General features: G+C 48.9%; 19 protein-coding genes. 9 read left to right on the top strand and 10 right to left on the bottom strand.

What is annotated here, in order from left to right; translation table 11 throughout:
- The first annotated feature begins 33 nt into the window (after positions 1 to 33).
- From ACUZ8J_RS03095 to ACUZ8J_RS03110, 4 genes are all read left to right on the top strand, one after another.
- Positions 34 to 1362, top strand: coding sequence for a leucine-rich repeat-containing protein kinase family protein (locus ACUZ8J_RS03095; protein WP_446693031.1), 1329 nt, complete (start codon positions 34 to 36; stop codon positions 1360 to 1362).
- A gap of 113 nt (positions 1363 to 1475) precedes the next feature.
- Entirely contained in the window at positions 1476 to 3275 is a 1800-nt protein-coding gene (locus ACUZ8J_RS03100; protein WP_446693032.1) for a tetratricopeptide repeat protein, read from the top strand.
- Between the two features lie 162 nt (positions 3276 to 3437).
- Entirely contained in the window at positions 3438 to 4436 is a 999-nt protein-coding gene (locus ACUZ8J_RS03105; RefSeq protein WP_446693033.1) for an NAD(P)H-quinone oxidoreductase, read from the top strand.
- 322 nt (positions 4437 to 4758) lie between these two features.
- Entirely contained in the window at positions 4759 to 5163 is a 405-nt protein-coding gene (locus tag ACUZ8J_RS03110) for a hypothetical protein (protein ID WP_011718360.1), read from the top strand.
- 109 nt (positions 5164 to 5272) lie between these two features.
- Here ACUZ8J_RS03110 and ACUZ8J_RS03115 read toward each other — a convergent pair whose 3' ends face one another.
- The 5 genes from ACUZ8J_RS03115 to cutA form a co-directional block, all read right to left on the bottom strand.
- Complete coding sequence (locus tag ACUZ8J_RS03115; RefSeq protein ID WP_446693034.1) at positions 5273 to 6304, bottom strand: aldose epimerase family protein; 1032 nt, start codon at positions 6302 to 6304, stop codon at positions 5273 to 5275.
- 125 nt (positions 6305 to 6429) lie between these two features.
- Positions 6430 to 7575, bottom strand: a complete 1146-nt coding sequence (gene galK / locus ACUZ8J_RS03120; RefSeq protein ID WP_011625059.1) for a galactokinase — start codon at positions 7573 to 7575, stop codon at positions 6430 to 6432.
- Between the two features lie 285 nt (positions 7576 to 7860).
- Positions 7861 to 9516 (bottom strand): cation:proton antiporter family protein, encoded by a 1656-nt coding sequence (locus ACUZ8J_RS03125; protein ID WP_086902167.1) that lies wholly within the window; start codon positions 9514 to 9516, stop codon positions 7861 to 7863.
- 152 nt (positions 9517 to 9668) lie between these two features.
- Entirely contained in the window at positions 9669 to 11510 is a 1842-nt protein-coding gene (locus ACUZ8J_RS03130; RefSeq protein ID WP_446693035.1) for a protein-disulfide reductase DsbD, read from the bottom strand.
- Positions 11507 to 11830: a divalent-cation tolerance protein CutA gene (gene cutA, locus ACUZ8J_RS03135; protein ID WP_088210103.1), complete on the bottom strand. Its 324-nt coding sequence runs from the start codon at positions 11828 to 11830 to the stop codon at positions 11507 to 11509. The genes ACUZ8J_RS03130 and cutA overlap by 4 nt, the downstream gene beginning before the upstream one ends.
- A gap of 223 nt (positions 11831 to 12053) precedes the next feature.
- Between cutA and ACUZ8J_RS03140 the strand changes: the two genes are divergently transcribed.
- The gene (locus tag ACUZ8J_RS03140; RefSeq protein WP_109287670.1) at positions 12054 to 12674 is read left to right on the top strand and encodes an FxsA family protein; all 621 of its coding nucleotides are present in this window, start codon (positions 12054 to 12056) and stop codon (positions 12672 to 12674) included.
- A gap of 187 nt (positions 12675 to 12861) precedes the next feature.
- On the top strand, positions 12862 to 13314 hold the full coding sequence (locus ACUZ8J_RS03145) for a hypothetical protein (protein ID WP_446693036.1): 453 nt from the start codon (positions 12862 to 12864) through the stop codon (positions 13312 to 13314).
- 175 nt (positions 13315 to 13489) lie between these two features.
- Here ACUZ8J_RS03145 and ACUZ8J_RS03150 read toward each other — a convergent pair whose 3' ends face one another.
- Entirely contained in the window at positions 13490 to 16570 is a 3081-nt protein-coding gene (locus tag ACUZ8J_RS03150) for an efflux RND transporter permease subunit (protein ID WP_446693037.1), read from the bottom strand.
- 3 nt (positions 16571 to 16573) lie between these two features.
- Positions 16574 to 17656: an efflux RND transporter periplasmic adaptor subunit gene (locus tag ACUZ8J_RS03155; protein ID WP_446693038.1), complete on the bottom strand. Its 1083-nt coding sequence runs from the start codon at positions 17654 to 17656 to the stop codon at positions 16574 to 16576.
- 129 nt (positions 17657 to 17785) lie between these two features.
- On the opposite strand from ACUZ8J_RS03155, the gene ACUZ8J_RS03160 reads away from it, so the two are divergent.
- Complete coding sequence (locus tag ACUZ8J_RS03160) at positions 17786 to 18775, top strand: LysR family transcriptional regulator (RefSeq protein ID WP_023268751.1); 990 nt, start codon at positions 17786 to 17788, stop codon at positions 18773 to 18775.
- Here ACUZ8J_RS03160 and ACUZ8J_RS03165 read toward each other — a convergent pair.
- Positions 18772 to 20130 (bottom strand): MATE family efflux transporter, encoded by a 1359-nt coding sequence (locus ACUZ8J_RS03165; RefSeq protein WP_446693039.1) that lies wholly within the window; start codon positions 20128 to 20130, stop codon positions 18772 to 18774. The two genes, ACUZ8J_RS03160 and ACUZ8J_RS03165, sit on opposite strands and share 4 nt — an antisense overlap.
- Before the next feature lie 227 nt (positions 20131 to 20357).
- Between ACUZ8J_RS03165 and ACUZ8J_RS03170 the strand changes: the two genes are divergently transcribed.
- Both ACUZ8J_RS03170 and groL read left to right on the top strand, forming a co-directional pair.
- Positions 20358 to 20648, top strand: coding sequence for a co-chaperone GroES (locus ACUZ8J_RS03170; protein ID WP_011071021.1), 291 nt, complete (start codon positions 20358 to 20360; stop codon positions 20646 to 20648).
- Between the two features lie 57 nt (positions 20649 to 20705).
- On the top strand, positions 20706 to 22343 hold the full coding sequence (gene groL, locus ACUZ8J_RS03175) for a chaperonin GroEL (protein ID WP_011718348.1): 1638 nt from the start codon (positions 20706 to 20708) through the stop codon (positions 22341 to 22343).
- 554 nt (positions 22344 to 22897) lie between these two features.
- Here groL and ACUZ8J_RS03180 read toward each other — a convergent pair.
- Positions 22898 to 24184 carry a hypothetical protein gene (locus tag ACUZ8J_RS03180; protein ID WP_446693040.1) on the bottom strand — a complete coding sequence of 429 codons (1287 nt, stop codon included), beginning with the start codon at positions 24182 to 24184 and terminating at the stop codon, positions 22898 to 22900.
- Between the two features lie 342 nt (positions 24185 to 24526).
- Positions 24527 to 25372 (bottom strand): LysR family transcriptional regulator, encoded by an 846-nt coding sequence (locus tag ACUZ8J_RS03185; protein ID WP_248967088.1) that lies wholly within the window; start codon positions 25370 to 25372, stop codon positions 24527 to 24529.
- Positions 25373 to 25421 lie beyond the last annotated feature (49 nt).

The raw sequence follows: 25421 nt of genomic DNA on the forward strand, positions 1-25421 counted from the left end.
TAGCGGCGGTTTTTTATTGCAGTGGATGAGAGAGTGCAGACGTTAGCGCAGTTAAAAGCGGGACAATTACAAGGGGTTACCCGTTTACAGTTGGTTGAAAATTTAACCGAGTTCCCGCGGGAGATCTTCGATTTAGCCGATACCCTTGAGATCCTCGACTTATCCAATAACCAGCTCAGTTCACTGCCTGAAGATTTACATCGCTTAACTCATTTGAAGATCTTGTTTGCTTCCAATAACCGCTTTGAAGTGCTGCCCGAAGTGTTAAGTCAGTGCCCCAAACTGGAGATGATTGGCTTTAAGGCGAATCAAATTCGTTCGGTTCCTGAGGCGTCATTGCCCTTGCATACCCGCTGGTTGATCTTAACGGATAACCAAATAACCGCCTTGCCCGAACGTATGGGGCAATTGTATCGCCTGCAAAAATTAGCCTTAGCGGGCAATCGGTTAACCTCGTTGCCAGCATCCATGGCCCAATGCCATAACCTAGAGCTAGTGCGTTTGTCGGCAAATGCTTTAGCCGCGCTGCCGAATTGGTTGCTTAAGCTGCCTAAACTCACTTGGCTAGCGTTTGCGGGCAATCCCTTTAGCCATACGCTAGTCGACCCCCATGCCGATGTGGCTAGTGTGCCCAATGTGTCATTAGCGGATATCGCCCTCGGTGACAAATTGGGTGAGGGCGCCTCGGGTATTATTTATCAGGGGCGTTGGTTAAATTCTGCGATGGTTGCAGCCACGGGGACTGAGCCGATCGCGGTGAAGCTATTTAAGGGTGAGGTGACCAGTGACGGTTACCCTGCCGATGAATTGGATTGTTGTTTAACCACGGGGGAGCATCCAAATCTCATCAAGGTTTTAGCGCATATCAGCCAGAAGGATCAGCTAGGGCTAGTGATGGCGTTAATCCCCCAAGGTTTTTATAACTTAGGCTTACCGCCCTCCCTCGAAACCTGCACCCGCGATACCTTTAAGGCGGGCACAGAATTCAGCCTTAAGGGCATAGTTAAGATAGCCTTGCAGTTGGCCGAGACTCTCGCGCATATGCACGCCCAGCAAATCAGCCATGGGGATGTGTATGCGCACAATATGATGATTAATCCGCAGATGGCGCTATTGTTCGGTGACTTTGGTGCTGCTTCAAACTTGGCCAAGCTATCACAATCAGAGCGAGAGGCGATGGAGGCCATAGAGGTGCGGGCTCTAGGTTGTTTGATTGATGATTTGTTGCCCTTCGCTAATCGCTTGGAGGACGAGAGGCTGCACGCACAGCTGCTGCAGTTAAAAGAGCAATGTATGCAGGCCGACTTCGCCAGTCGCCCACGTTTTAGTGAGGCGGCCAAGGCATTAGCGGCACTGAGCTAAGCTCACACGGCTGTTATGCCTAAAACAACAAGGGTGGTTCCATTGGTGAAAACCGATGTAGAGACATTAAAGCAAGGGCGATGGTATCTCATCAGCAATGGAGAGCTGGCATTATGAGGTTGATTCCTAAAGTAGCAGTGCTCTGGCTGGGCCTTACCCTGAGTCTCATCTTGAGTTTAAGCCTAATGAACTCAGCGCCAGTTTGGGCGGGCTGGTGGGATAACCTGTGGCTACAGGAGTTACCCGTTGACCAAACTAAGCCGCCAAAGACTGCGCAACGCTTCGAGTTTACGGGAACCTTACCCGCCCACACCCAGCTCGAATTAGTTGGTTATTACACTTCCTCTACATGTACCCGCAAAGAAATCCGTTTCCCAAATGGTGATATTGCCAACCCCTATCGCGCCACGCTGAATAAGAGTTCGGTTCTGCGACAATCCCTCGATACGACCGACAATGCCAAACCTTTCAATCTGACGTTAGCCCTGCAAGGGGGTGGAGATTGCGATTGGCAATTAGAGGATTTAGTCCTCGACCTTACCCTGCAGCCAAGTCATCCCATCTGGCAAAAGGTTAAGTCATTAAAAGATGACTATTTACATACGTCACCGCTATTAACATCGAGCGAACCTGCGACCAAAGCCTCGCCCCATGATGGCTTTTATTTGAGTCAGGAGCTGACTATCGAGCCCGTGCTTGCTGGCAGCGAAGAAGATACCAATCTGGTTGCGGCTTTGCCGCTTAGCCTCAATCCCGTGTATTACCCTGTGGTGATTTACAGCCCCAGGACCGACAGCCCCTTTGAGGTGAAGCTTAAGAGTAATCTGCAATCGAGCAGCCGTTTATGGTCAAGCGCGGCGACACAAATGGTGCGTTTTGATAAACAGCCAGTGCTGCGGGTGCAGTTTAATCCCGAAATTCTGCCAGATTATCAAGTGAATGTGTGGCGTCAGCCTGAGCATATCTCGGTTCATTATCCCGATGGCACTGAGTATCGTTATCCGCGCGGGGACGTTCATCTCTATGCCTATGGTAAGCCTGAATCTATGCTCAATACCTTAAGTGAGAGCAGTAAGGCCGAAGATAAGCGATTGTTAGCACATATCTATTGGGCTGGTCATGCGCTGGCGAAGGATGAAGAAAAAGCGCGCAAATACTACCGAGAGGCGGCCGAGGGCGATGACTTGATTGCTATTCAGTGGATGCAATCACAGGCAGCCTATGCGGGCGAGGTTGAGCAGAGCCGTTATTGGCTACAACGCGCGGCAAGGCTTGGGGATGTCGAGGCCAAATTGGAACTTATTCGTCAGCCATTTGAGACCATACTGCAAGGTAAACCGAATACGGCCGAGGCGAAAAGCGTCCAAGCCAGCGCTTGGGAGCAGTTAAATCAGCTGGTTAATCAAGGTGTTCCCGAGGCCATGAGTATGATAGCGCTGTACCAAGCATTGCCTTGGTCGCCCTACCATGATGCAACGGCAGCATTAACTCACTATCGTATGAGTGTGCAGGCTGATCCGGCCTTAGCCCATAGCGCCGCCAGTGATTACTATTATTTGCTCGAGGATTTTGAACAAAGCCAAGAGTTTTGGCAGATTGCCGCCGAGCGCGACCTCTATGTTGCCGCTGAATATGCGGATATTCTGTTAAAACCCGACACGCGTGATGTGCACCAAGCGCGCATCTGGCTCGAAAAAGTGGTTTCGCAGGGCGATAAACAAGGCATGCAGCGGGATGTGTTGGGGCGTGCCTATTTTCAGCTTGCGAGCCTACTCGATACGGGCGAAGGTGGCAGCGTTGAGCCAGAGCGCGCCCTTGCGCTCTATCAGCACAGCATTGAACTGGCTAAATCCTTTACGAATGATTACGAAGCTAAGGCCAAGGCAAGAGTACAAGCGCTTGAAAAGCTTTGAGAGTCATGCCAGTTTTAGTGTTTGAACTTGGGATAGTCTAGCCCTATCGTCGCTATGATTATCGATTTATCCCCATATCCAGCTATGCCTTAAATAGCTGCTAACGAGCAATGAAGACTGCCTTGTTAGCGGCAGTACTCTGTATTCTCCTAGGAGCACGTTATGTCCGAATTACCCCATGATTACACGCATATTTATCTTGAGCAGCCCGGCGAGCCTGAGGTGATGCAGCTGACTCGTTCGCCATTGCCCGTACCGAGTGCTGGCCAAGTCTTAATTCGTAACCGCGCTGCCGGGGTGAATGGACCCGATATCAAACAAAGGATGGGAATGTATCCACCACCACCTGGGGCCTCGCCGATTATTGGGCTGGAAGTTGCGGGGGAGATTTGCGCCGTAGGCGACGGCGTGACCCAATGGCAGTTAGGAGATAAGGTTTGCGCCTTAGTGCCCGGCGGTGGCTACGGCGAGTACACCTTAACCTATGCCGAGCATTGTTTACCTATCCCACAGGGCTTTTCTGAGGTGCAAGCGGCGGCGCTGCCCGAAACCTTTTTCACTGTGTGGGGCAACCTCTTTATGCGCGCGGGACTCAAGGCGGGTGAAACCGTGTTGATCCACGGTGGCTCGGGTGGCATTGGCAGCACGGCGATTTCCCTCGCTAAGCATCTTGGTGCGACCGTGATTGCGACCACGGGGCAGGATGCCAAGCGCGACTATTGCGCCGGATTAGGCGCCCATCTGGTGGTGAACTACAACACCCAGAACTTCGTGGAAGAAGTCATGGCCTTTACCCAAGGCAAGGGCGTCAATGTGGTGTTTGATATTGCTGGTGGCGACTTTATCAACTTGAATCTTCAAGCATTAGCGCTAGATGGCCGCATGGTGTCAGTGTCGACCCAACGTAGCGGTAAGGCAGAGGTGAACATTCTGCAGTTGATGGCCAAACGTATTGTGTGGACGGGATCGACCTTAAGACCGCAGAGCGTTGCGGCAAAAGCCGAAATCGCCAAGCAATTACGTGAGCAGGTTTGGCCTTTGCTCGATAGCCAGCAAATCGTGCCGCATATCTGTGCCACCTTTCCACTGGCCGAGGCGGCCAAGGCCCATGCGCTGATGCAGTCGGGAGAACATAGAGGCAAAGTCGTATTAACCTTGTGATCCCGTCCGGCTACATCTGTGTAAACGCACTCGCCTCAATCCTTTGATGGAGGCGGGCTGCCGAATTAAAACTTGCTGTGATGTTTTTTTAGACTAAAGTCGTTAATGACAAAATTTTTTAGAGACTTTGGCCGAAATTAATGCGTAATAAGTGAAAATTTCATGGTATGAGGCATTGATTATCGGAAATATTCTGTAAAAATACCCAGTTGAAAACGTCAGAGACTTTCCGGCGCGATTCGTGGATCAAAGCAAGCGACGCTTCGCTTATTCAGACTAAAAAACTCATAGTGTATGTGTTGATTTAAGGGTATTGGCATATATGTATAACACAGCAAAGAAACAGGTTTGGTATGGTGAGCTGAGAACATCGAAGGGCACCGCGATTGTCGTCCATGACAACCAGCTGCCAGAGGCTTCCCCTGGACGAATCTACCTCTACAATACCGAACGTGATGCTATTGTTGAGTATGTAGAAGACATCGTAAAAGTGAACCTACATGACTTAGATGATGCAGCGGTAAAAGCGGCTGAAGCTAAGTTTAGCGGCGCATGGAAAGCAGCTCGAGCTCAATTTATGGGCAAGCATCAAGCTCGTATCGACCTGAACAATGTCAAAGATTCAGGCCCAGTCCGTAAGGCTAAAGCTGAAGTTGAGCCTGAAATTGAAACCGATGCCATTGGTGCCGATTTTGATGAAGATTGGGGCGATGATTTCGACGATTAATACTGAGTTTGCCTAGGGCAAATTTGGTTAGGGTAAGGAATAAATCACTTTATTCCTTACCAGCTTTTCCTTCCTTTATTCGACAAGCTTATCCCCAAATGCACTCATTTTAGCCTTCAATATCAAATTGATAGCGGCTGATATGATGGTAGATTTTCCCTGGTATTAACCAAGCGTCATCACCCAGTTGGGGTTGATTCGGCGAGTCAGGCAATTTTTGCGGCTCAATACACACGCCCTGATAGGCGTTCAAACTTTGTTGATTTCGCCCTAGGGTTCCCGCTAAAAAGTTAGCGCAGTAGAGCTGCACGCCGGGCTGATTGGTAAAGACTGTCATGGCGCGACCACTGACGGGGCTCGATAGGCAGCCAAAGCGGCGCAGTGAATTATCGGGATTGTCCAAGAGATAACAATGATCATAACCTTGGGTGCTGGCCAGCGCCGGATCTTGGAGTTTGTCCCCTAGAGTAACGCCTTGAGTTAAATCAAAAATACTGTTTTTGACCTCGGCAATTCCCGTAGGCACGCCCACCTCATTCATGGTGAGGTAGCGCGTCGCATCGATTTGCATCCGATGTTGATGATTGTTCGGCAATCCATCGAGGTTGAAGTAGGAATGCTGCGTCAGACTGACGGGGCAAGGTTTATCCACCGAGGCGAGGATTTCCACATAGAGATTATTGGCTGCGAGGCGATAGTCTAACTGGACAGTGCAATTGCCGGGGAAACCCATGTCACCATCTGGGCTGACTAGCGATAAACGCACACCATCGGGAAGTTGGCCTAAGTGCCAGTTTTTTCGATTAAAACCTTCGCGGCCACCGTGTAAGCAGTTGCTGGCCTGATTGATATCCAGTTGGTACTCTTGCCCTTGATATTGCATCTTGCCCATCGCAATACGGTTGGCAAAGCGCCCTGCAATAGCGCCAAGGTGGGCGTTTTGGGTTAGATAATCTTCGGCACTGTCGCAGCCAAGCACGATATTGGCGCGTTGCCCCTGTTTATCGGGCGTCCAAAGTGAGCGAATAATGCCACCTAAGCTGAGCACTTCTAAGGCGATGATGCCATTGTCTATCCGCACACGTTCGATTTCACCGCCGCGGGGATCGGTCCAAGGATCTAGTACACTGAAACGCACCATTTAGCTTCCCTCTAATGTGATTTAACCGCTTGATTTTGCCTCTTAAAAACAACAAATACCATAGGATTCAAGGTTGAATTCGTATGGTATTTGTTTGGAAGAATGGATTGAGCGTGTTTGACGGACTAGCTGTCGATGCGCCCAGCGCCCGCACTCGCCGAGCAGAGATACACAGTGGCATCGATTCCAGTCTGCTCATAAAATGCATGCTCGACCGCCGAGACTACGGCATCGGTGAGTTCGTGATCCACTAGGGCGACAACACAACCGTCGGTCATGCGAATGCCGCCACGCTCTCCAATCACTTGGCCGACTATGTCCACCAAAGTGTCAAATTCGGGCAGTGTCACCTCAAAATCATCCCGCAGAGATTGATGGGACTGTGCCATTAACAAACTGAATTTAGATAGATTATTTTGCTCTAGCGCCCGAGCAGCACTCTGAGTGCGTTTGTTTTCGGTGACGACGTGTTTGGCACGGCGATACAGGGTGTCATCCAATTGATCTTTAGCACTTTCGAGCTGGCGCAGGTCGAGGTGGCGCAGGGCATCGAGACCAAAAAAGTCGGCAGCCTGTGCGCATTCTTCGCGGCGTTGTTGATTTATTGCCGCCAGACGTTGTTTCTCGATATGGGCATCGATAATGATAAGGCTGAGGTTTTCAGGGATCGCAATAGGCTCGCTATCCAAATCCAGACAATCGATGAGCAGGGCATGATCCGGTTCGCCCATGGCGCAGATCATATGGTCCATAATGCTGCAAGCCGATGAGACATAACGATATTCACCGCGCTGTGCGAGTTGTGCTACCGCCATAGGTGATAAATGCAGTTGGCTGCTGTCGCTGATGGCGGTGCCAAAGGCGACAACTAAGGCGCCGGAGGAAGACAGACCCGCGGCTAATGGCACATCGCCAACAACCGCTAAGTCTAACCCTTTGGCGATAAGCCCTGTGTTGGCCATGGCCACCGTTAGGCCTTTGAGATAATTGACCCAACCATCTTCGGGATTGATTTCGGTGTCTTTACCGAAACTCCATTCCTTGATTTGTCCCGGAAAGGCGTCGGCAACGGCGCGAAACTTATTGTCCTCTCGGCGTTTAACTGCAATCACAGTATGAAAATTAATGGCGGCGGGCAACACGAAGCCGTCGTTGTAATCCGTATATTCACCGATCAAATTAACCCGACCTGGGGCTTGGTATAAATCATCGGCTTTAGTGCCAAAGGTTTGGACAAATAACTTAGTGGCGCGCTGCGCAGGGTTCGACATGCTGAGAAGACTTCCAAAAAAGCTGAGCTAAATTGCGTTCTTGTCTTCGATTTATATCACGACTAACTCGGCCTTGTAACTGAGATTTTGTAGGGTATAGACGATAGTCTCGTTAGGGAAAATCGATACAGAACAAGCAACCGATTAGTTCTGCCTAGCGAATCACTGCAATTATTTGATTTTGATTGTTTTTAACATTTTAAGGGGAGAGGTAAGTTGGCTCAGGAGGTTTGATTTCCTGAGCCAACATTAGCCTAAATAAGATGATTTTTATTCAAGGCTAGATTAGACCGAGCCAGAGGTCGCGTTAGCGTTGATTGGTGACTTGTCGGCATTGGCTTCGGCCTCTGCGCGGGTTTCTGAATCGGGTAATAACTCATGGATCACATGGTCGACAAAACCCGCCCCCGCCGCTTCGTACAAGTTATACACGCTGTGTACGCCAGAGGTTCTCAGCGAGGCGGCATCATCGCCGTATTGTACGATGGCGCTGAGTTTACCCTGATAGTTCAGCTTCTTAAGCTGCTCAACAGCGAACAGATTTCCCGCATGGTGCGGCATGGCCAGTAGCACTAACTCAAGATTTGGCGCTCTGTCGAGCTTTTCCCAAAAGTCGGTATCTGCGGCATCGCCTTGCACGACGTTGCGGCCATTGGCACGGTGCAAATCCACCAGTTCCTGCTTGTGTTCAATCCCGAGGATTTCACCATCGAAACGCGCGCGCAGTTCATCGTAGGCACCGCTACCAATGCGGCCCATACCTAAGATCAAGAAGCGGGGATTACCAATGGCAATCGGTCTGTCTTCTGGGTGTAGCGGGGGCTTCTCGAGTCGAATCAGACGTTGTTGGAAGCGTTGATAAATATTGCCTACGGTAGCGTTGAGTGGCGCCGCAAATAAGAAGCTGAAGCTTAAGGCGACCGCGATAATTACCAGCCATTGTGGTGGTAGCCAACCTTTGCTGGTGGCAACGGCGGCCACGATAAGGCCGAACTCAGAGAAGTTACCTAAGTTGAATGAGGCCAGCATAGAGGTGCGTGAACGCAGCTTGAATCGTGTCAGTAAATAGACGAATAACAGGATTTTTAACGGCACTAACAGCACTAATAAGGCCGCGAGTACCACATCGGATACCGTGGGTAAGCCGTTGAGGCCAATGGTTAAGAAGAAGGCGACAAGGAAGAGTTCTTTAAAGTAGAACAAGGATTTAGCCAGCTCAGAGGCCTTTTTATGCCCCGCGAGTAAAATCCCGATGATCAGCGCGCCGAGATCCGGTTTGAGGCCGACGGATTCAAATAACCAAGCGCCGACAACCAGCGCCATCACTAATCCAAATAGCACTAAGAGTTCGCCGTGACCGACACGGTCGAAGGCTTTGTAAATTAGCGGTTTTGCCAGAGGCAACAGCAATAATGCCAGCGCCCAGACAGACGGAATGGCGCCCTTAGAAATAGTTAAGAAAACGACGGCAAAAATATCCTGCATAATCAGGATACCAATGGCGACACGGCCATAGAGGGACTGCACATCGCCTTTATCTTCCAATACCTTAATCGCGAATACCGTACTGGAGAAGCTGAGCGCGAAGGCGATTAATGACAGCTGTGCCACGCTCAAACCATCGAGTTGGCTTAGACCAATCAGGCCGAGGATTTTGAGGATGGGAATAAACAGCACCATGGATAGCACTAAATGTATGCTCGAGCCCGCCCAGACTTCGGCCTTAAAGAGGCTACGAATATCGAGTTTAAGACCAATGGCAAACAATAATAAGGTGACACCAAGGTTAGCGAGTTCTTGCAGTAGAGGCAGGCTTTCTTTCTCAATACCAAAAACAAAGAGTACAAAGCCTGCCACTAAGTAGCCGATCAGGGGAGGCAGCCCTATGCGGCTAACCAGCATGCCGCAGATAAGTGTAATGATGAGAATAGCCGGTTCCATAATGCTCCAATCTAAAAAGTCCACGTTAAACAGGGATTGTATAAGAAATCGATGACAGCGTGATAAAAAAGCGGACTTTTAATGAAAAAAGTCCGCTTTTTATTGGTTTTACGCTAAAACGGCGCAGTGATAAATTGGCGTTTTAGCTGAGATTATTTCACTAAGTGATCTAAATGGGCGGCAAATTCTTTCGGTCCCATAAAGCCAGTCACTCTTAGATCTTCCCTCTGCTCACCTTGCTCGTTAAACATCAGCAGTGTAGGTAGGCCCAGCACGTTGTATTTCTCTAGCAATGCGACATCAATGGCATCGCTCTTAGTCACGTCGGCCTGCAATAACACTATCTTGTTCATCCGAGTTAATACTTCTGCGTCCTTAAAGGTGATGGCCTCAAACTCTTTACAGGCCACACACCAATCGGCATAAAGATCCAGCATCACAGGTTTGCCCGCCGCTGTTGCGGCGGCGATTTCACGGTCTAAATCCTCAATGGATTTAATGCGTTTAAAGCCGTGCTCCTGCTCGGTTGTCGCCACTGTGCCCATTGACGTATGGGTAAAGCCAAAGTGGCCCATGACCGCTTGGAAACCGTAGGAGAAACTGGCCAACAGCGTGAGCGTTAGTAGCACTGAGCGCACGGTTTGTTTCCAGTTGAAGGCGCTGAGTTTGTTTTGGTGCATTAGGTAACCGGTGAAGCTAATGCCCCAGAGTGACCAGAGCACATCGGAAACCACACCAGTCCAAATGCGGCCAAGCATCACAATCGATACCGCAATCAGGAGGAAACCGAACACGGTTTTAATGATGTTCATCCAAGCGCCAGCGCGTGGCAGTAACTTACCACCCGAGGTACCAATGATGAGTAGCGGCACACCCATACCCATGCTTAGCACGTAGAGCGCGAGGAAACCTTGCAATAAATCGCCAGTTTGCGCCACATAGACTAAGGCGCCTGAGAGTGGGGCCGTTGTGCAAGGTGAGGCCACTAATCCTGAGAGCACCCCCATCAAAAACACGCCAACTAAATTGCCGCCCTTTTGATTGTTGGAAATCGAGTTCATCTTCTCCTGCCAGCTAGAAGGCAGTTTGAGATCGTATAAACCAAACATGGATAAACTGAGTACAAAGAACAGGATAGCTAAAAAGATCAGCACGGCGGGATGCTGTAGCGCCGCTTGGTATTTCATCCCCGCAGAGGCAACCACTAGACCTAAAATCGAGTAGGTGATCGCCATACCTTGCACATAGGCCATCGACAGGGTGAAGGCTTTGGCGGTCGAGAGTTTTTGCCCTTGGCCAACAATAATGCCCGATAGGATAGGGTACATAGGGAAGACGCAAGGCGTGAGCGCCAGACCAATCCCTAGGCCGAAGAAAATCACTAAGGTCCAGAGTAAACTGTCGTTAGACAGCATCTGGCTTAGGCTGTCCTGCTGAGTAATAGGTTGGCTTGGGGCGCTGCTAGTTTGCTTGGCGTCAGCAGGGGCGGCAGGTTCAGTCGTTTCGTTGCTGTCTGCGCCAGTTGCAATATTCCCATCATTGGCCGCGACAGCCTTTAGGGTCACGTCCCGCTTGGTCGGTGGATAACAGAGTTTACCCTCGGCGCAGCCCATAAAGGTCACGGTTAAGGTGCCGTTATCATCGGCTTGTTTCAGGCCAACGGGAATATCGATATAGGTGTAGTAAACCTCTTGCTCACCGAAATATTCGTCGTTGTGGGGCTTACCCTTTGGCAGGTCGATGGTGCCAAGTTCGGCGCCATTAACGCTAAATTTGAGCTTATCCCGATACATATAGTAGCCGTCGGCAATGACCCAATTGAGGGTGACCTTATTACCTTCTTGCTTAAAATCGAAGGCAAAGGCTTGATCGACAGGCATTAACTCGGGTTCGCTTTTTAGAAAACCAAAGCTATTGGCGAAGGCGTTGCCACTTAGGGTGAGAGGCGTAAAGAGCAGTAACGCGGTGAAAACAAGGCTAAGTAGTTTTTTCATGGCTGAGTGTTATCTTTTATCCAATCTAAGTAGGCTGGTAGCCCGTGAGTCACGGGTACGGCAATAATTTCAGGCACTTGATAAGGGTGGAGTTGAAGCACAAGCTGTTCTAACTCGGCATAGCGGCTTTGTAAACATTTAATGTGTAAGCTAATTTCTTGCTCCTCACAGATTTTTCCTTCCCATGCATAAATGGAGCGGATCGGCGCCGAAATATGTACGCAGGCGGCGATGCGCGCTTCCACTAAGGCACGTGCAATGCGCTTTGCTTGAACTTCATCTGGGCAACTGGTGCTGACCACAAGATATTGAGCTTGCATGGTGTGAGGTATCGTCCCTTAACAATCTTAAACTTCGCTTAAGCCTATTAGGCTAAGCTACTTTACGTGTTTTTATGGTCTCATACATTAACCGGGTAATAAAAGAGTGAGCTAAATATCAGAAGTTTCACTCCCTTACCGACAGCGCCAGCCAAGAGACTTGAATTAAGACCGGATAGCCCCCATTTAGTTTTCAAGTAAGCGAGATAAATCTGAGGTCGGTATGTTTTTAATCCTGTTTTTATTATTTGTGCTGATCCCAGTTATCGAACTGTCAGTGTTAATTCGTGTGGGCGAGGTGCTTGGCACTTGGACCACTATTGGTCTGGTGTTATTTACCGCCGTGTTGGGTGTGTCGCTCGTGCGTAGCCAAGGGTTGAGCACGCTGATGCAAGTGCAGCAAAAACTCACCCGAGGCGAGGCGCCAGGGCAGGAAATTGTCGAAGGCATGATGTTAGCCATGGCGGGTGTATTGCTGGTTATCCCAGGCTTTGTGACTGATTTTATTGGCCTATTATTACTCACACCCTTAACGCGCCGCCCGATTGCCGCCTTAGTGTTTAAGCGTATGCAGCTGCGCGTGGTGTCTGGTTTACAGGGCGGAATGCACGGCGGTTTTGGTGCGGGTCCATTTGGACCTCATTCTGGTTCGCAGTCGAATCCATTTGGCCAATCCCCCTTTGAGCAACATACTCACTCCGACGGCAATGTGTATGAAGGGGACTTTGAGCATAAGGCCGATCCGAGCGATAAACGCCCCGAGAGTCATCAATTGACCGACCAAGATCTTGATACGAAAGCGAATGAGCCAAAAGACGCTCAGCCAAAGGATCCAAAACCTTAGTTACATATCCCGACAGCTAAACTGTACTCAGGCACTATTCTGCAAGCTCCCATAGGTAACTCTCTGGGAGCTTGTTTTTATGTGGGCTTTGTCGCAATTGTCTGCGGTGGATCACTTGCCTCACCTTTGCTTCGATTTAGGGGCGTACTATAGTAAACCTCGAACATATTATTCATGGAGGTTGAATATGCACTTAACTAAGTTAAAGCTGATGTCGGGATTGTTGTCTGTCGTAACTTGCTCGCTGATCACCTATAGCGCCGTGGCAGGGCCTTTAGATCCAAATTGCGACCCTGAAAAAGTTGCCAAGAATGCCGCGGTCAAGGCTACTACTGGCGTGAGTGGTCGCTGTACTCCCGAGAAAGCCGCCGAGCGTACGGCGAAAGATGCCAAGGATGCCGTTGGGGATGCTAAGGATAAAGTGACGGATTCGGTCAGTGATAAGGTCGATGATATTAAACCCGACGATAAGCTATCCGACAAAGCCTCCGATGCGCTAAAGCAAGATAAGCACGAACACGACAAGCACGATAAAAAAGAGGGTGTCGATGCGCTAAAGCAAGATAAGCACGAACACGACAAGCACGATAAAAAAGAGGGTGTCGATGCTAAGAAAGTCGTGAAAAAGGTCATCAATTAACGCCGGGCTCGATAGTCATTCACTCTTACCGCGCCTAGATTTTATGCTAACCCAGCTGAAATCTAGGCGTTTTTGTATTCGGCTTAAGTGGATAATCGATAAAAGGAAAGGGCCAATCGATGAGCAATACTACATCGATCGGCCACGCCGGGAAGCGTTTAGGGAGAGTGGCGTGCTAGTTGGTGCTCGCCACTGCATTCGGTTTGATGTTAAAGGCCAAGCTGTACATCACTGGTAGCACTATCAGGGTCAGTAATGAGGCAAAACCTAAACCAAAGATGATAGTGATCGCCATCGAGCCGAAAAAGGCGTCGGGGATCAGCGGGATCATCCCGAGCATAGTAGTGATCGCCGCCATTAATACGGGGCGCACACGACTCACACTCGAATCGACAAGGGCGGCATAGGCGGGTTTACCTTCACCGAGCTCGAGGTTGATTTGATCAACCAACACAATGCCGTTTTTAATCACCATGCCCGAGAGGCTCAGCAGGCCTAGCAGCGCCATAAAGCTAAAGGGGGCATCGAAAATCAATAATCCCGCCGAGACACCAATCAAGGCCAGTGGCACGGTAAACCAAATCACTAAGGGCTGACGCACAGAGTTAAACAGGAACACTGTGATTAAAAACATCGCCAAGTAACCCATAGGAATCGAGCTAAATACCGCAGTTTGGGCTTCGCCTGCAGTCTCATACTCGCCGCCCCATTCGAGGTGGTAACCAGCGGGAAGACTGATGGCTTCAACCTTATCCTTCACTTTACGCAGCACAGAATCGGCTGTCTCATCGCTGCCAAGCTTTGGATCGGCCAGAACCGCTAACATCCGCATCCGGTCGCGACGCTTCACCAACGGGTTTTCCCACTGGGTTTCGAACTGGCTCACCACTTGGGTGGCTGGCACGAAGGTGTTGTGCTCGGTACTCCAAATTTGCAGTTTCCACAGGCTGTCGGCTTGTAAGCGTTCTTCGGCGGGCGCACGGGCAACGATAGGCAGCAAATGGCTGGTTTCACGGTACAGACCAATCTGTTTGCCGCTAAAGTTGATGAGCAGTGCGTTATCCAGATCTTGCTTGCTGATCCCGGTTTCCCTCGCCTGAGCATTTTGCAGCTGCGGGCGGATCAACGGCACTTGATTACGCCAGTCATGGCGAACACCGTCCATCGTTGGCTCAGCTTGGAAAATCGCCTCGGCCTGCGCGCCTAATGCACGCAGCACTTCGGGGTCATCACCGTAGAAACGTGCCTCAATCTTCGCGGCGGGAGACGGGCCGTTTTCCATATTCTTGAAGCGATATTGCGCCTGCGGGAATCGTTGATTTAACTGTCCTTCTAACTCAGACATATAGACTTTCAGCGACGCTAAATCCTCCATCTCGATGATCAACTGGGCAAAGGCGGGGTAGCCTTTCTCGGGTTGATAGGGCAGGACGAAACGCTGCGCACCTTGGCCAATCACTGTGGTTAAGTGTTTTAGGCCGCTGTGTTGTTCCTCCGCTTGCTTGAGTAGCATCTGCTCAATATCGGCGGTAAAGCGTTCTGTACCTTTGATATCCGTGCCTTCTGGCATCCAAATATCCACAAAGAAGATTGGCGTATTTGACGCAGGGAAGAACACATTTTTGATATGCCCAAAGCCAATTACCGCAGTAACGAGCATGGCACCGACCAAGAGAATACTGGCGAGCCTAAAACGCAGGGCAAAGGTTAAACTCGCGCGGTATAAGCTAAAGAACCAGCCCTTGTAAGGATCCTGCTCCTCCTCATCTGCGGGGGCATCTTTAAAGAGCAAGTGGCAGAAGAAAGGTGTCAGGGTGATTGCAGTAATCCAACTGATAAATAAAGAGATCATTAACACTTGGAACAGGGAGCGACAAAACTCACCGGCGGCATTTTGTGATAAACCAATCGGCGCAAAGGCGATAATCGCGATCACTGTGGCGCCAAGTAGCGGCCACTGGGTTTGCGACACAATTTGCTTGGCGGCTTCGAGGCGAGTCTTACCACGACGTAGGCCAATCAGAATGCCTTCCGTCACCACAATGGCGTTATCGACCAGCATACCAAGCGCGATAATCAATGCGCCGAGGGAGATAAGTTGCAGCTCAATGCCCAGCACTTTCATCACGATAAAGGTGCCGAGAATGGTCAGCAGCAGGATTAAGCCCATCAATAAGCCAGAGCGTAAACCCATAAACAGCAGGAGTACGGCAATAACGATGGCGATGGATTCTAATAGGTTGATTAAAAAGCCATTAACAGTGTCATCTACCGCCAGACTCTGGTTATAAACCGTGTCTAGGTTCATCCCAATCGGCCGCTGTGATTCTAGCTCGGCAAGGCGCTGGCTAACGCTTTTACCCACTTCAACCACGTTGACACCGCTTGAGAAGGAAATCCCCAGTGATAAAGCCGTCTCGCCACGGTTGTGATAGAGCACATCCGGGGTTTCATCGTAATCTTTTTCTATATTGGCAATATCCCCTAAATAGATGAGTTCGGTGCTACCCGGTGGGCTCACAATCAGACGCGCCAGATCCTGCACACTGCTGAATTCACCCGTAGGGTGGATACGAATGCGATTATCGCCAACCACTAAACTCCCGGCGTTGGATACTACGTTTTGGTTGTTGATAAGACCGTAGATATAGCTTTGATCTAGCCCCAGTGCCGAGAGTTTTTGTTGTGATATTTCAATCACCACTTGCTCGGTCACACTGCCCGCGACTGAGACTTTTTTCACCCCAGGCACTAGCACTAATTCTCGGCGCAAATAGTCGGCGTAGTTGGTTAATTCGCGGTTGCTATAATCCGGGCCAGAAAGGTTAAACAAAATCCCATAGACGTCGCCAAAGTCGTCATAGACCTTGGGCGAGGTGCTGCCGGGGGGCAATTGTCCTGTGGTATCGTTCACCTTACGGCGTACTTCATCCCACACCTGTGGCAGGCTGGTTTTGTCGTAGGTTTCTTTAATCTCAATTTGGATCTGCGACAGGCCTGCACTGTTGATTGAGGTCACGTGCTTAACCGCATCGAGCTGCTGTAATGCATCTTCGAGGGGCAGGGTCACCTCCTCTTCGACTTGCTCGGGCGATGCGCCCGGGTAAGCGGTGATCACTAGGGCTTCTTTAATGGTAAATTCGGGAAATTCTAATTGCCCAAGGCCCGTAAAACTGACGCCGCCACCCACGAGTAGCAGCAACACAAACATCCAGCTGATGACTTTGTGGCGGATGGAATACTCAGCAATATTCATGAATTACACTCCGCGCTGCCAGCGTAGTGGTTTGACTTTCATCCCGTCGGCTAATTGGGAAACTCCTGCACTCACAATCAAGTCACCCTTGTTGATGCCGCCTAAGACTTCGATGCCTTGAGTAGTGACACGCCCTAAGGTGACGGCTGTGGGTTTCACTTCACCCGACTGAGACTGATACACCCACACTTGAACTTGGCCGTCTTGGTCGCGTTTATCGATGGCGGTGACTGGCACTATGGCCGAAGCGGTTTGGTCTGGGGTTTTTACTAAGGCAAGGGTTAACTCGGCGCTCATTCCTGGAAGTAATTGAATATCCTTAGGTTGAGGTAAGGAAAACACTACTTCATAGGCCTGAGTTCCAGGAGTGACTTGGGTTGAGTATTCCTTGAATTTCGCATCAAACTCCATTCCCGCTAGCGCGCTAAAACGCACCTTAGCGGTAAAGTTTTGCTGCTGCACATAGGTATTTAAGCTCGCGGCCATCGCCTCGGGAACTTGAATACTAACATCGAGCAGATTGTTGTTTTGCAGGGTTAAAATCCCTTGGTTGGCCTGCACGATTTGGTGGTTATCCACTAAACGTTTCGCCACTGTGCCGCTAAAGGGCGCGATCAGTTGGGTGTAACTTAATTGGTCGCGGGCGGCCGCTAAGGCGGCTTTGGCCGATTTAAGTTGCGCTTGGGCGCTATCAAACTCGGCTTGAGAGATTAATTTGCGTTTGAGGAGTTCGGTTTTACGCTGAAAATCCGCCTCTAAGAGTTCATGATCCGCTTCGCGGGTCATTAAATTGTTATAGGCATCCCTGTCATCGAGTTTAGCCAACAGGCCACCTTGACGGATCTGTTGTCCTTCCACTAATGCCAGATCCGTCAGTTCGCCGGAAATTCTAAAGGATAATTCAGCGCGGCTATTAGCACTGACGCGCGCCGGAAACGTCCTTAAATTTCCCCCTTCGAGTTGCTCAACTTCAAAGAGTTTTACTGGACGAATGGCACTCGCCTGTACCGAGCTTTCCGCTGGAGTGCAAGCAGTGAGCACGGCTGGCAATAAAGCCGCTAGGGGAAGCAGTCGATATGATTTCATGGTCAGGGAGTCCTCGATAACAATTTATCAGCATTTTAGGGACGCGAAGATAACAGCTAAATTTGTTGCAATAAACGGGATACTTTGGGATTATGAGTCCCACATAATGAGATTGAAATTAAGTTAAAAATGAAGACAGAGGACTTAGCGTTATTTCACCGCATAGCCGAAACCGGTAGTTTGATCGAAGCTGCTGATTTGCTTAACTTACCTAAATCGACCGTGAGCCGCCGTTTACAGGCGTTGGAAGATGAGCTGAATATCAAGCTATTCCACCGCCAGAGTCGCTCGATGACGCTGACCTCAGCGGGAAGCCATTTTTACCATAGATCGCAAAACATTTTGGCGCAGCTCGACGAAACCCTGTTTGAGATGACTAACGAAGACGCTGAGATCAGTGGCCATCTCCGCATTCAAATGTTTCCTATCCACAGTATGAATGTACTGATGCACGCCATTTTCCGCTTTATGGATTTACATCCAAAACTGACGGTAGAAGTGATTAGTAGCGCTGAATCTGTTGATATGGTTAAGAATAATCTCGACGTAGCCTTCGTGGTGGAACCTGCACTAGATACCTTAGATCTAGTCGTGCGGCCTATCTTCACCACGGATTTGCGTTTTTATGCCAGCCCCGACTACTTAGCGCAATACGGTACTCCAACAACACCAAAAGAAATTGAATCCCATAATGTGTCCTTATTTCGACTCTCAAATGGCAAGATCTTTAATGAGTTATGGATTGGTGCCGAACAGGAAGTGAGAGTGAGAGGCAATTTTTGCTCTAACAGTGTCGAGGTCGCGGTAGAATTTGCCTTGCAAGGACGCGGCATTGTCTATGCGCCCGCAGAAGTGGTGGCTGATTACCTTGCTTCTGGGCAGTTAATTACCCTATTACCCGAGATAGAGTCCCATCCTGGCGAATGCTATTTGGCTTATCCATCAAGACGTTATGTAAGTTTGGCCTGTAGACGCTTTATCGACTTTATTATGCAAGAGCTGGCTCCGAATGGTATTCCAACCAATCTTAGCACTCAAAATGTGCGCCGAGTCTGTAAAGCATCGGAAGAGCCATTCCCGCCTAATGATGTGCGTTTTAGCCTAAAAAGCACAACCTAAATAGCGTCGGCGGTCGTGACCTTGGTCGGCTCGCAAATGCGCTGCGCCAGATAATAACAAGCAATCCCCATCAAGAGGTTGGTGATGGGGAGCGCGAGCAACAAGCCTTTCACCCCATCGATATAAGACCCCAGCGCCGCCAGCGGCAGCATCAGCAGCACTAAGCGGCACAGGTTAATCACTAACGAGCTCATGGGTCTGTGGTACGCATTCAGCGCCGTGGCAAAGATAATCACTATGCCGAGCGGGCCATAGGCGCAGGGCAGCACCAGAATATAAAAACTTAACCACTCTAGCACCTGTGGATCGGTACTGAATAAACTCGCGAGTGGCTGGGCGAAAAATGCCAGTGGAATATAGAGTAAGGTTTGGAATACAAAGATAAATTTAAGCGATAACAGCAGCGCCTGTTTCGCCCTTTGGGGTTGGCCTGCACCGAGGTTTTGCGCGATAAACGGCATCAGGCTCGACGAGAGTGCCATCACCACGATTAACAGCACCGACTCTAAACGGGTGCCCGCACCAAAGGCTGCGACGGCACTGTGGTCGATATGCGCCAGCATCGCCATAATCACCGCATTGGCGAGTGGGTTGATTAAATTCATCAGGGCTGCGGGTTGGGCTATATGGGCGAGTTTACTCCAGTTGGCGCGCATTCTATCGATATCAAATGCCGCCCGCTCAAGCATCCGCCGCTTAATAATCAGCAAATAACCCGAGAGTGACAACGCAACCAGCCAAGAGAACAGGGTGGCAATCGCTGCGCCTTGGATCTCTAAGCGTGGGAAAGGCCCGATGCCGAAGATTAATAAAGGGTCGAGGATTAAGTTAATGATCGCCGCCAACGACATAATCATCGCCGGGGAGCGAGTATCCCCCGTCGAGCGCAGGCCTTGATTTCCCACCATCAATAGCACCAACAGCGGCGCGCCCACATACCAATACATCATATAGTCATGAATGAGCGGCAAGCTGGAGTTATTGGCGCCAAGCAAGCTAAACAGTGGTTCAATAAAAATACTACCAAGGGCGGATAAGCTGGCGATAAGGATAAAGGTCAGCAGCAGCGCATCGTGTAAAAACACCTTTGCCTGTGGTGCGTTACCTGAACCAATCAGTCGTCCAAGATTGGTCGATACCCCTGCACCCACGCCAATGGCAATGCTGGAAATAATCAAAGTCACCGGAAAGGTAAAACTGATCGCCGCTAAGGCTTCTGTCCCTAACTGACTGATAAAAAAAGTATCAGCAAGGCTAAAACCTAGAATGGTCATAATGCCAATCAAGTTGGGGAGGCTCATGTTGAGCAGTACACGACCAATTGGCGCGCTAAGCAGCCCGTGTCTGTCTTTCATGGGGGAAATGGTGCCTTGTTTGCGAGCGGAGGCGGAATTCTAGCAGGATTGTGCTCGCTTGAAAAAACTGACATCAAAAAAATGAATTTTTTTTTGTAAAGGCACTTGGATCTGGCAGGGGCTAACCCCATATCACAAACATCAAAGGGGACGGCGAATACGCTTCCTCTTTTTCATCACAAAATCGCCTCGATTGTTGGGCATTAAATCATTAGGAGAGTTCATAGATGAATATTCGTCCATTACATGACCGCGTAATCGTTAAGCGTTTAGAAGTTGAATCAACTTCAGCGGGTGGCATTGTATTAACTGGTAGCGCCGCTGAAAAATCGACTCGCGGAGAAGTACTGGCAGTAGGCAACGGCCGTATTCTCGAAAATGGCACTGTAAGACCACTGGATGTGAAAGTAGGTGATGTAGTGATCTTCAATGAAGGTTACGGTGTGAAGAAAGAAAAAATCGACGGTCAAGAAGTCTTGATCCTGTCAGAAGCTGACCTGATGGCCATCGTAGGTTAATCCACGACATCAATTCGACATTCCAATTAATCATCAAAAATTTAAAGGATACTCAATATGGCAGCTAAAGAAGTTGTATTTGGTAATGACGCACGCGTAAAAATGCTGGCTGGTGTAAACATTCTGGCTAACGCAGTGAAAGTGACCTTAGGCCCTAAAGGCCGTAACGTGGTATTAGACAAGAGCTTTGGCTCACCACTGATCACTAAAGACGGTGTGTCTGTTGCAAAAGAAATCGAATTAGAAGACAAGTTCGAAAACATGGGCGCGCAAATGGTGAAAGAAGTTGCTTCTAAAGCCAACGACGCCGCCGGTGACGGTACCACAACTGCAACCGTTCTGGCACAAGCCATTGTAACTGAAGGCTTAAAAGCCGTTGCAGCGGGCATGAACCCAATGGACTTAAAGCGCGGTATCGATAAAGCCGTTGCTGCAGCCGTTATCGAGCTGAAAAACCTTTCTCAAGATTGCGCCGACTCAAAAGCTATCGCTCAAGTAGGTACTATCTCTGCTAACTCTGACGAGTCAATCGGCCAAATCATTGCGACTGCAATGGAAAAAGTCGGTAAAGAAGGCGTGATCACCGTTGAAGAAGGTCAAGCACTGGAAAACGAACTGGACGTAGTAGAAGGTATGCAGTTCGACCGTGGCTACCTGTCTCCATACTTCATTAACAAGCCAGAAACTGGCAGCGTTGAATTAGATCACCCATTCGTACTGTTAGTAGATAAGAAAATCTCTAACATTCGCGAACTGTTGCCAATCCTTGAAGGTCTGGCAAAAACAGGTAAGCCATTATTGATCGTTGCTGAAGATGTTGAAGGCGAAGCCTTAGCAACGCTAGTTGTGAACAACATGCGCGGTATCGTAAAAGTGGCTGCGGTTAAAGCCCCTGGCTTTGGTGACCGTCGTAAGGCAATGCTGCAAGACGTGGCGATTTTAACTGGCGGTACTGTAATTGCTGAAGAAATCGGCTTAGAGCTTGAAAAAGCAACCTTAGAAGATTTAGGTACTGCTAAGCGTGTTGTGATCACTAAAGACAACACCACCATCATCGATGGTAACGGCGAACAAGCGCAAATCGAAGCGCGCGTAAGCCAAATCAAGCAACAAATCGAAGAATCAACCTCAGACTACGACAAAGAAAAACTGCAAGAGCGTATGGCTAAATTAGCTGGCGGTGTTGCGGTAATCAAAGTCGGTGCAGCGACCGAAGTTGAAATGAAAGAGAAAAAAGCTCGCGTAGAAGACGCGCTGCACGCAACCCGTGCTGCGGTTGAAGAAGGCGTGGTACCTGGCGGCGGTGTTGCTCTGGTACGTGTAGCTTCTAAGATTGCTGACGTTGAAGTGGCAAACGAAGACCAAAAACACGGTGTGGTTATCGCACTGCGTGCAATGGAAGCGCCACTGCGTCAAATCGCGACCAACGCAGGCGAAGAAGCCTCTGTTGTGGCTAACACAGTGAAGAACGGCAGCGGTAACTACGGTTACAACGCGGGCAACGACACCTACGGTGACATGTTAGAAATGGGTATCCTTGACCCAACTAAAGTGACCCGTAGCGCACTGCAATTCGCAGCGTCTATCGCAGGCTTGATGATCACCACCGAAGCTATGGTAGCTGAACTGCCAAAGGCTGATGCGCCAGATATGGGCGGTATGGGTGGTATGGGCGGAATGGGCGGCATGATGTGATCCTAGCTGGTTAAAATCGTTTATAGCTGCGTTACTTTGTTACTCGTGTAGAAAAACACTACACGTCGCAACAAAAAGCCTTGCTCAAAACGATTTTTCCTGCGCAAAAACATCTGCGGTCTTTAGCTTAATCGCTTAACACCCAAATAGTTATAAAAGAAAATGAAAACCCCGATACTGGCAACAGTATCGGGGTTTTGTTTTTGGCGCTGACTGCGTCAGAGTGTTGATGTTATCTCGGCAGAGATAGATGCTGCGAATGGACTACAGCAGCGCTTTAAGGATTTGGATTCCCTAATTGCTTGCCGCAGGCTCTCGCACTGTTACACCAGTGACTCGCCGTAGATACATCCCTGTAGGCTCTACTAAAACATCCATGTTTTAGAAGGTCACTGGTGCAACAATACCAGTTTTGGGGTAACCATTGAGTGAAGAGTTACGCCGGTCTTAGGTGTTCGCATTTGAAGTGGATATAAATTTAGGCTTATATCCACTGATAAACAAAACTGCACGATTTAAGTTCACCCGCCCTAGATGATGACTAACACTCGCTTCTATAGCTCATAGTGATTCATTGGTACTTGGCTTAGGTTGTCTAGTCGCCATGCGCCTTGTTCATAAATAAAGCTTAGGCTCTGTAGATCATCTTTAAAGTCATAGCGCTCGTTGGAAGGACTGAGTCTGTCCTTAAACTCAATTTGGATATTTTTATAACCATCGGCCAATTTCTGCTGACCTAAGTGATTGGGGAGTGTGATAAGGCGAGAGAGGGCGCTATCCAGTTCCTTATCTTGTATTGGCAACTGTTCTTGTTTAAAGCGCTCGGTAAAAAGGGCGGAGAACTTTTGTTTATCTTGGCTATGACTGTAGGCGGCTAGTGTCCAGTTGGCGAGCACGAGTTCAAACGTGGTGTCGGCTTGGTTAAGCGCTGCAAAGGGAGTTTTATCCTTGTTTGACAAATAATCTTGGAAGCGAGGGGATGCATTTCGGTAGCTGTCTTTAAGGATTTTGCTGATTTCGTCGAGTTTCGGCTGATTGTAGGTTTTAAACTGTGCGGCCAGCGCGTTGATAGCCTCACCTTTTTGCTCCCAGCTTAAGCCGCCTTCACCAATTACGCTTAAATCTTTCTTGTGGGGTGTGACTAGTGGGTTGAGATCGGGGTTTTGATTCATGATGTTGCGGATCTTGTCACCAATCCCTTCCATAAAGGCTGTGGATTGTAAGTTGGCTTTACTATCAAAGAATAATCCCGCGCCGCTATAAGGGTCGACCCAGAGATCTGGATTGTTGATTTCGGTCATGCGGTTTGCATCGAGCGCTTTTATATCTGCCACCTTGGTATACAGCTGGCCGAGCGCTGCTTGATGTTTAAGGGTGAAAGCGGAGCGTTCGGCTTTGGCTTTAGCATCAATTTGGCTGTATTGCTGAGCGAGTGATATTAGCTCTGCATCATCTTGGATCCTTTGGTGCGAGTAGTAACCGCAGCGACTATCGCAGGCATAGTTAGCTAGTGTTGAAATGCTGTCTAACTCTATTTGCTTGGTTTGCACAAACACTAGGCTGCTATAAAGGTAAAGTGGTGTATCCGTACTCTTATCGACCAGATAAACCTTATTATTGGGGTTATGTTGGCCTGTGACATTGAGATCTTTCTTGGTAGCACAGACACTAAATTGATGTGCAGTTACGGGAATATTCCGCTGATAGACTGAGACAAACAGTTTATCTAGGCTGATGTGAGCCGGAACTTCGCCTTTGATCTCGACATCGCATGTCTGTGCGAGGGCCAAGTGAGAAGAACAGCCAAGGAGTATGGCTGTGAGAATCAGTCCTTTGTTCATAGAAAGCATCCTTATTTCTACCAATTTACTGTGTATCGGCGAGTGTAATGTCGCGTTGTTAAAAATGGTTCGTATCTTGTTAATCGCATCCCAATCAAGACCGAGACTAGGTGGAAACTGAGGCTATTGTGCGGGGGCGTTATCAGCAGAATCCATTCATAACTTGATAATAAACAAACCCATAGTACCTAAGTAACAGCAAAAAGTTAAACTTGAGATTGAATTTAGGTAAACGGTAGCGTGATAGATTCACCCGTGACGGTGATATTGCGGCGGTATTCTGGGAAGAGTTACGGGTGCAATGGTTACATTGATACCCATTGTTGAAGTTCGGATTAGCGACTAATGCCTATCCAAGGCCTTTATCTTGGCTTTTATTTCTTCTCTGATTTTTTTGTGGTAGGGATTTTTAATTTCCCGTTTGTGATAGACCAAATGATAGGGAATAAAGTCGGTCTTAAAGGGGCAGGTTAATATTTGCAGATTTAATTTATCGGCCCATTGCTCGGCAAATGTGCGCGCGATAACGGCGATAGAATCACTCTGAGCAATATTGAGCGCAATGCTGGCGATGGAGTGACAAATTAATGCAATTTTGCGTTCTTCAATCGGTTCATTGGCAAAGAGTTCGAAGGCGCGAATTTTATCCCAAGTACCACTATAAAGTGCATGTTCTTCGTTATAAAAAGCCTCTTTAGTAATGCTGTGCTGAATTCGTGGATGGTCACGACGGCAAATAACAACCAAGGGTTCTAAGTAAATTTCCTCCACCATAAAGGCACTATCTCGGGTCAGAAAACTGTCGACTATGATGTCGGTTTTCTCGTGGCGAAGGTGTTCAAACAGATGGTTTTTCTCTGGTGGCGATTCTTGCAAGCTAATGTTTTCAATTGGAAATAGTGCGCTTATCAGCGACTCGTTGCAGCAAACATTAAATTGGGTACGCATGTTCATCGCATTTTCGATGATGCTGAGGGCTTGGCGAAATGCGGGTATCAGTTGTTGCCCTTTACTGGAGAGTTCGATTCCTCGTCCTTGCTTGATAAAAAGGTTTTCGCCATAGCGATTTTCTAAGCGTTTAATTGCGGCGCTGATTGCGGGTTGCGTTAATTGTAAATGTTCAGCGGCTTTAGTGTAGGACTGGCATTCGGCCACGACTAAAAAGGTGCGCACTAAATTTAAATCCATAAATTTCAACCCATAATCTTTAATTCATAAATTTGATTTATGTATCTTA

It is taken from the genome of Shewanella sp. Koi 1 (genome assembly GCF_052907445.1).

Coding starts and splice junctions, on each gene's coding strand:
- ACUZ8J_RS03110 (WP_011718360.1), top strand. CDS start 4,759: ATGTATAACACAGCAAAGAAACAGGTTTGGTATGGTGAGCTGAGAACA.
- galK (WP_011625059.1), bottom strand. CDS start 7,575: ATGTCGAACCCTGCGCAGCGCGCCACTAAGTTATTTGTCCAAACCTTT.
- ACUZ8J_RS03165 (WP_446693039.1), bottom strand. CDS start 20,130: ATGAAAGACAGACACGGGCTGCTTAGCGCGCCAATTGGTCGTGTACTG.
- ACUZ8J_RS03155 (WP_446693038.1), bottom strand. CDS start 17,656: ATGAAATCATATCGACTGCTTCCCCTAGCGGCTTTATTGCCAGCCGTG.
- cutA (WP_088210103.1), bottom strand. CDS start 11,830: ATGCAAGCTCAATATCTTGTGGTCAGCACCAGTTGCCCAGATGAAGTT.
- ACUZ8J_RS03185 (WP_248967088.1), bottom strand. CDS start 25,372: ATGGATTTAAATTTAGTGCGCACCTTTTTAGTCGTGGCCGAATGCCAG.
- groL (WP_011718348.1), top strand. CDS start 20,706: ATGGCAGCTAAAGAAGTTGTATTTGGTAATGACGCACGCGTAAAAATG.
- ACUZ8J_RS03145 (WP_446693036.1), top strand. CDS start 12,862: ATGCACTTAACTAAGTTAAAGCTGATGTCGGGATTGTTGTCTGTCGTA.
- ACUZ8J_RS03160 (WP_023268751.1), top strand. CDS start 17,786: ATGAAGACAGAGGACTTAGCGTTATTTCACCGCATAGCCGAAACCGGT.
- ACUZ8J_RS03130 (WP_446693035.1), bottom strand. CDS start 11,510: ATGAAAAAACTACTTAGCCTTGTTTTCACCGCGTTACTGCTCTTTACG.
- ACUZ8J_RS03105 (WP_446693033.1), top strand. CDS start 3,438: ATGTCCGAATTACCCCATGATTACACGCATATTTATCTTGAGCAGCCC.
- ACUZ8J_RS03180 (WP_446693040.1), bottom strand. CDS start 24,184: ATGAACAAAGGACTGATTCTCACAGCCATACTCCTTGGCTGTTCTTCT.
- ACUZ8J_RS03125 (WP_086902167.1), bottom strand. CDS start 9,516: ATGGAACCGGCTATTCTCATCATTACACTTATCTGCGGCATGCTGGTT.
- ACUZ8J_RS03140 (WP_109287670.1), top strand. CDS start 12,054: ATGTTTTTAATCCTGTTTTTATTATTTGTGCTGATCCCAGTTATCGAA.
- ACUZ8J_RS03170 (WP_011071021.1), top strand. CDS start 20,358: ATGAATATTCGTCCATTACATGACCGCGTAATCGTTAAGCGTTTAGAA.
- ACUZ8J_RS03115 (WP_446693034.1), bottom strand. CDS start 6,304: ATGGTGCGTTTCAGTGTACTAGATCCTTGGACCGATCCCCGCGGCGGT.
- ACUZ8J_RS03100 (WP_446693032.1), top strand. CDS start 1,476: ATGAGGTTGATTCCTAAAGTAGCAGTGCTCTGGCTGGGCCTTACCCTG.
- ACUZ8J_RS03150 (WP_446693037.1), bottom strand. CDS start 16,570: ATGAATATTGCTGAGTATTCCATCCGCCACAAAGTCATCAGCTGGATG.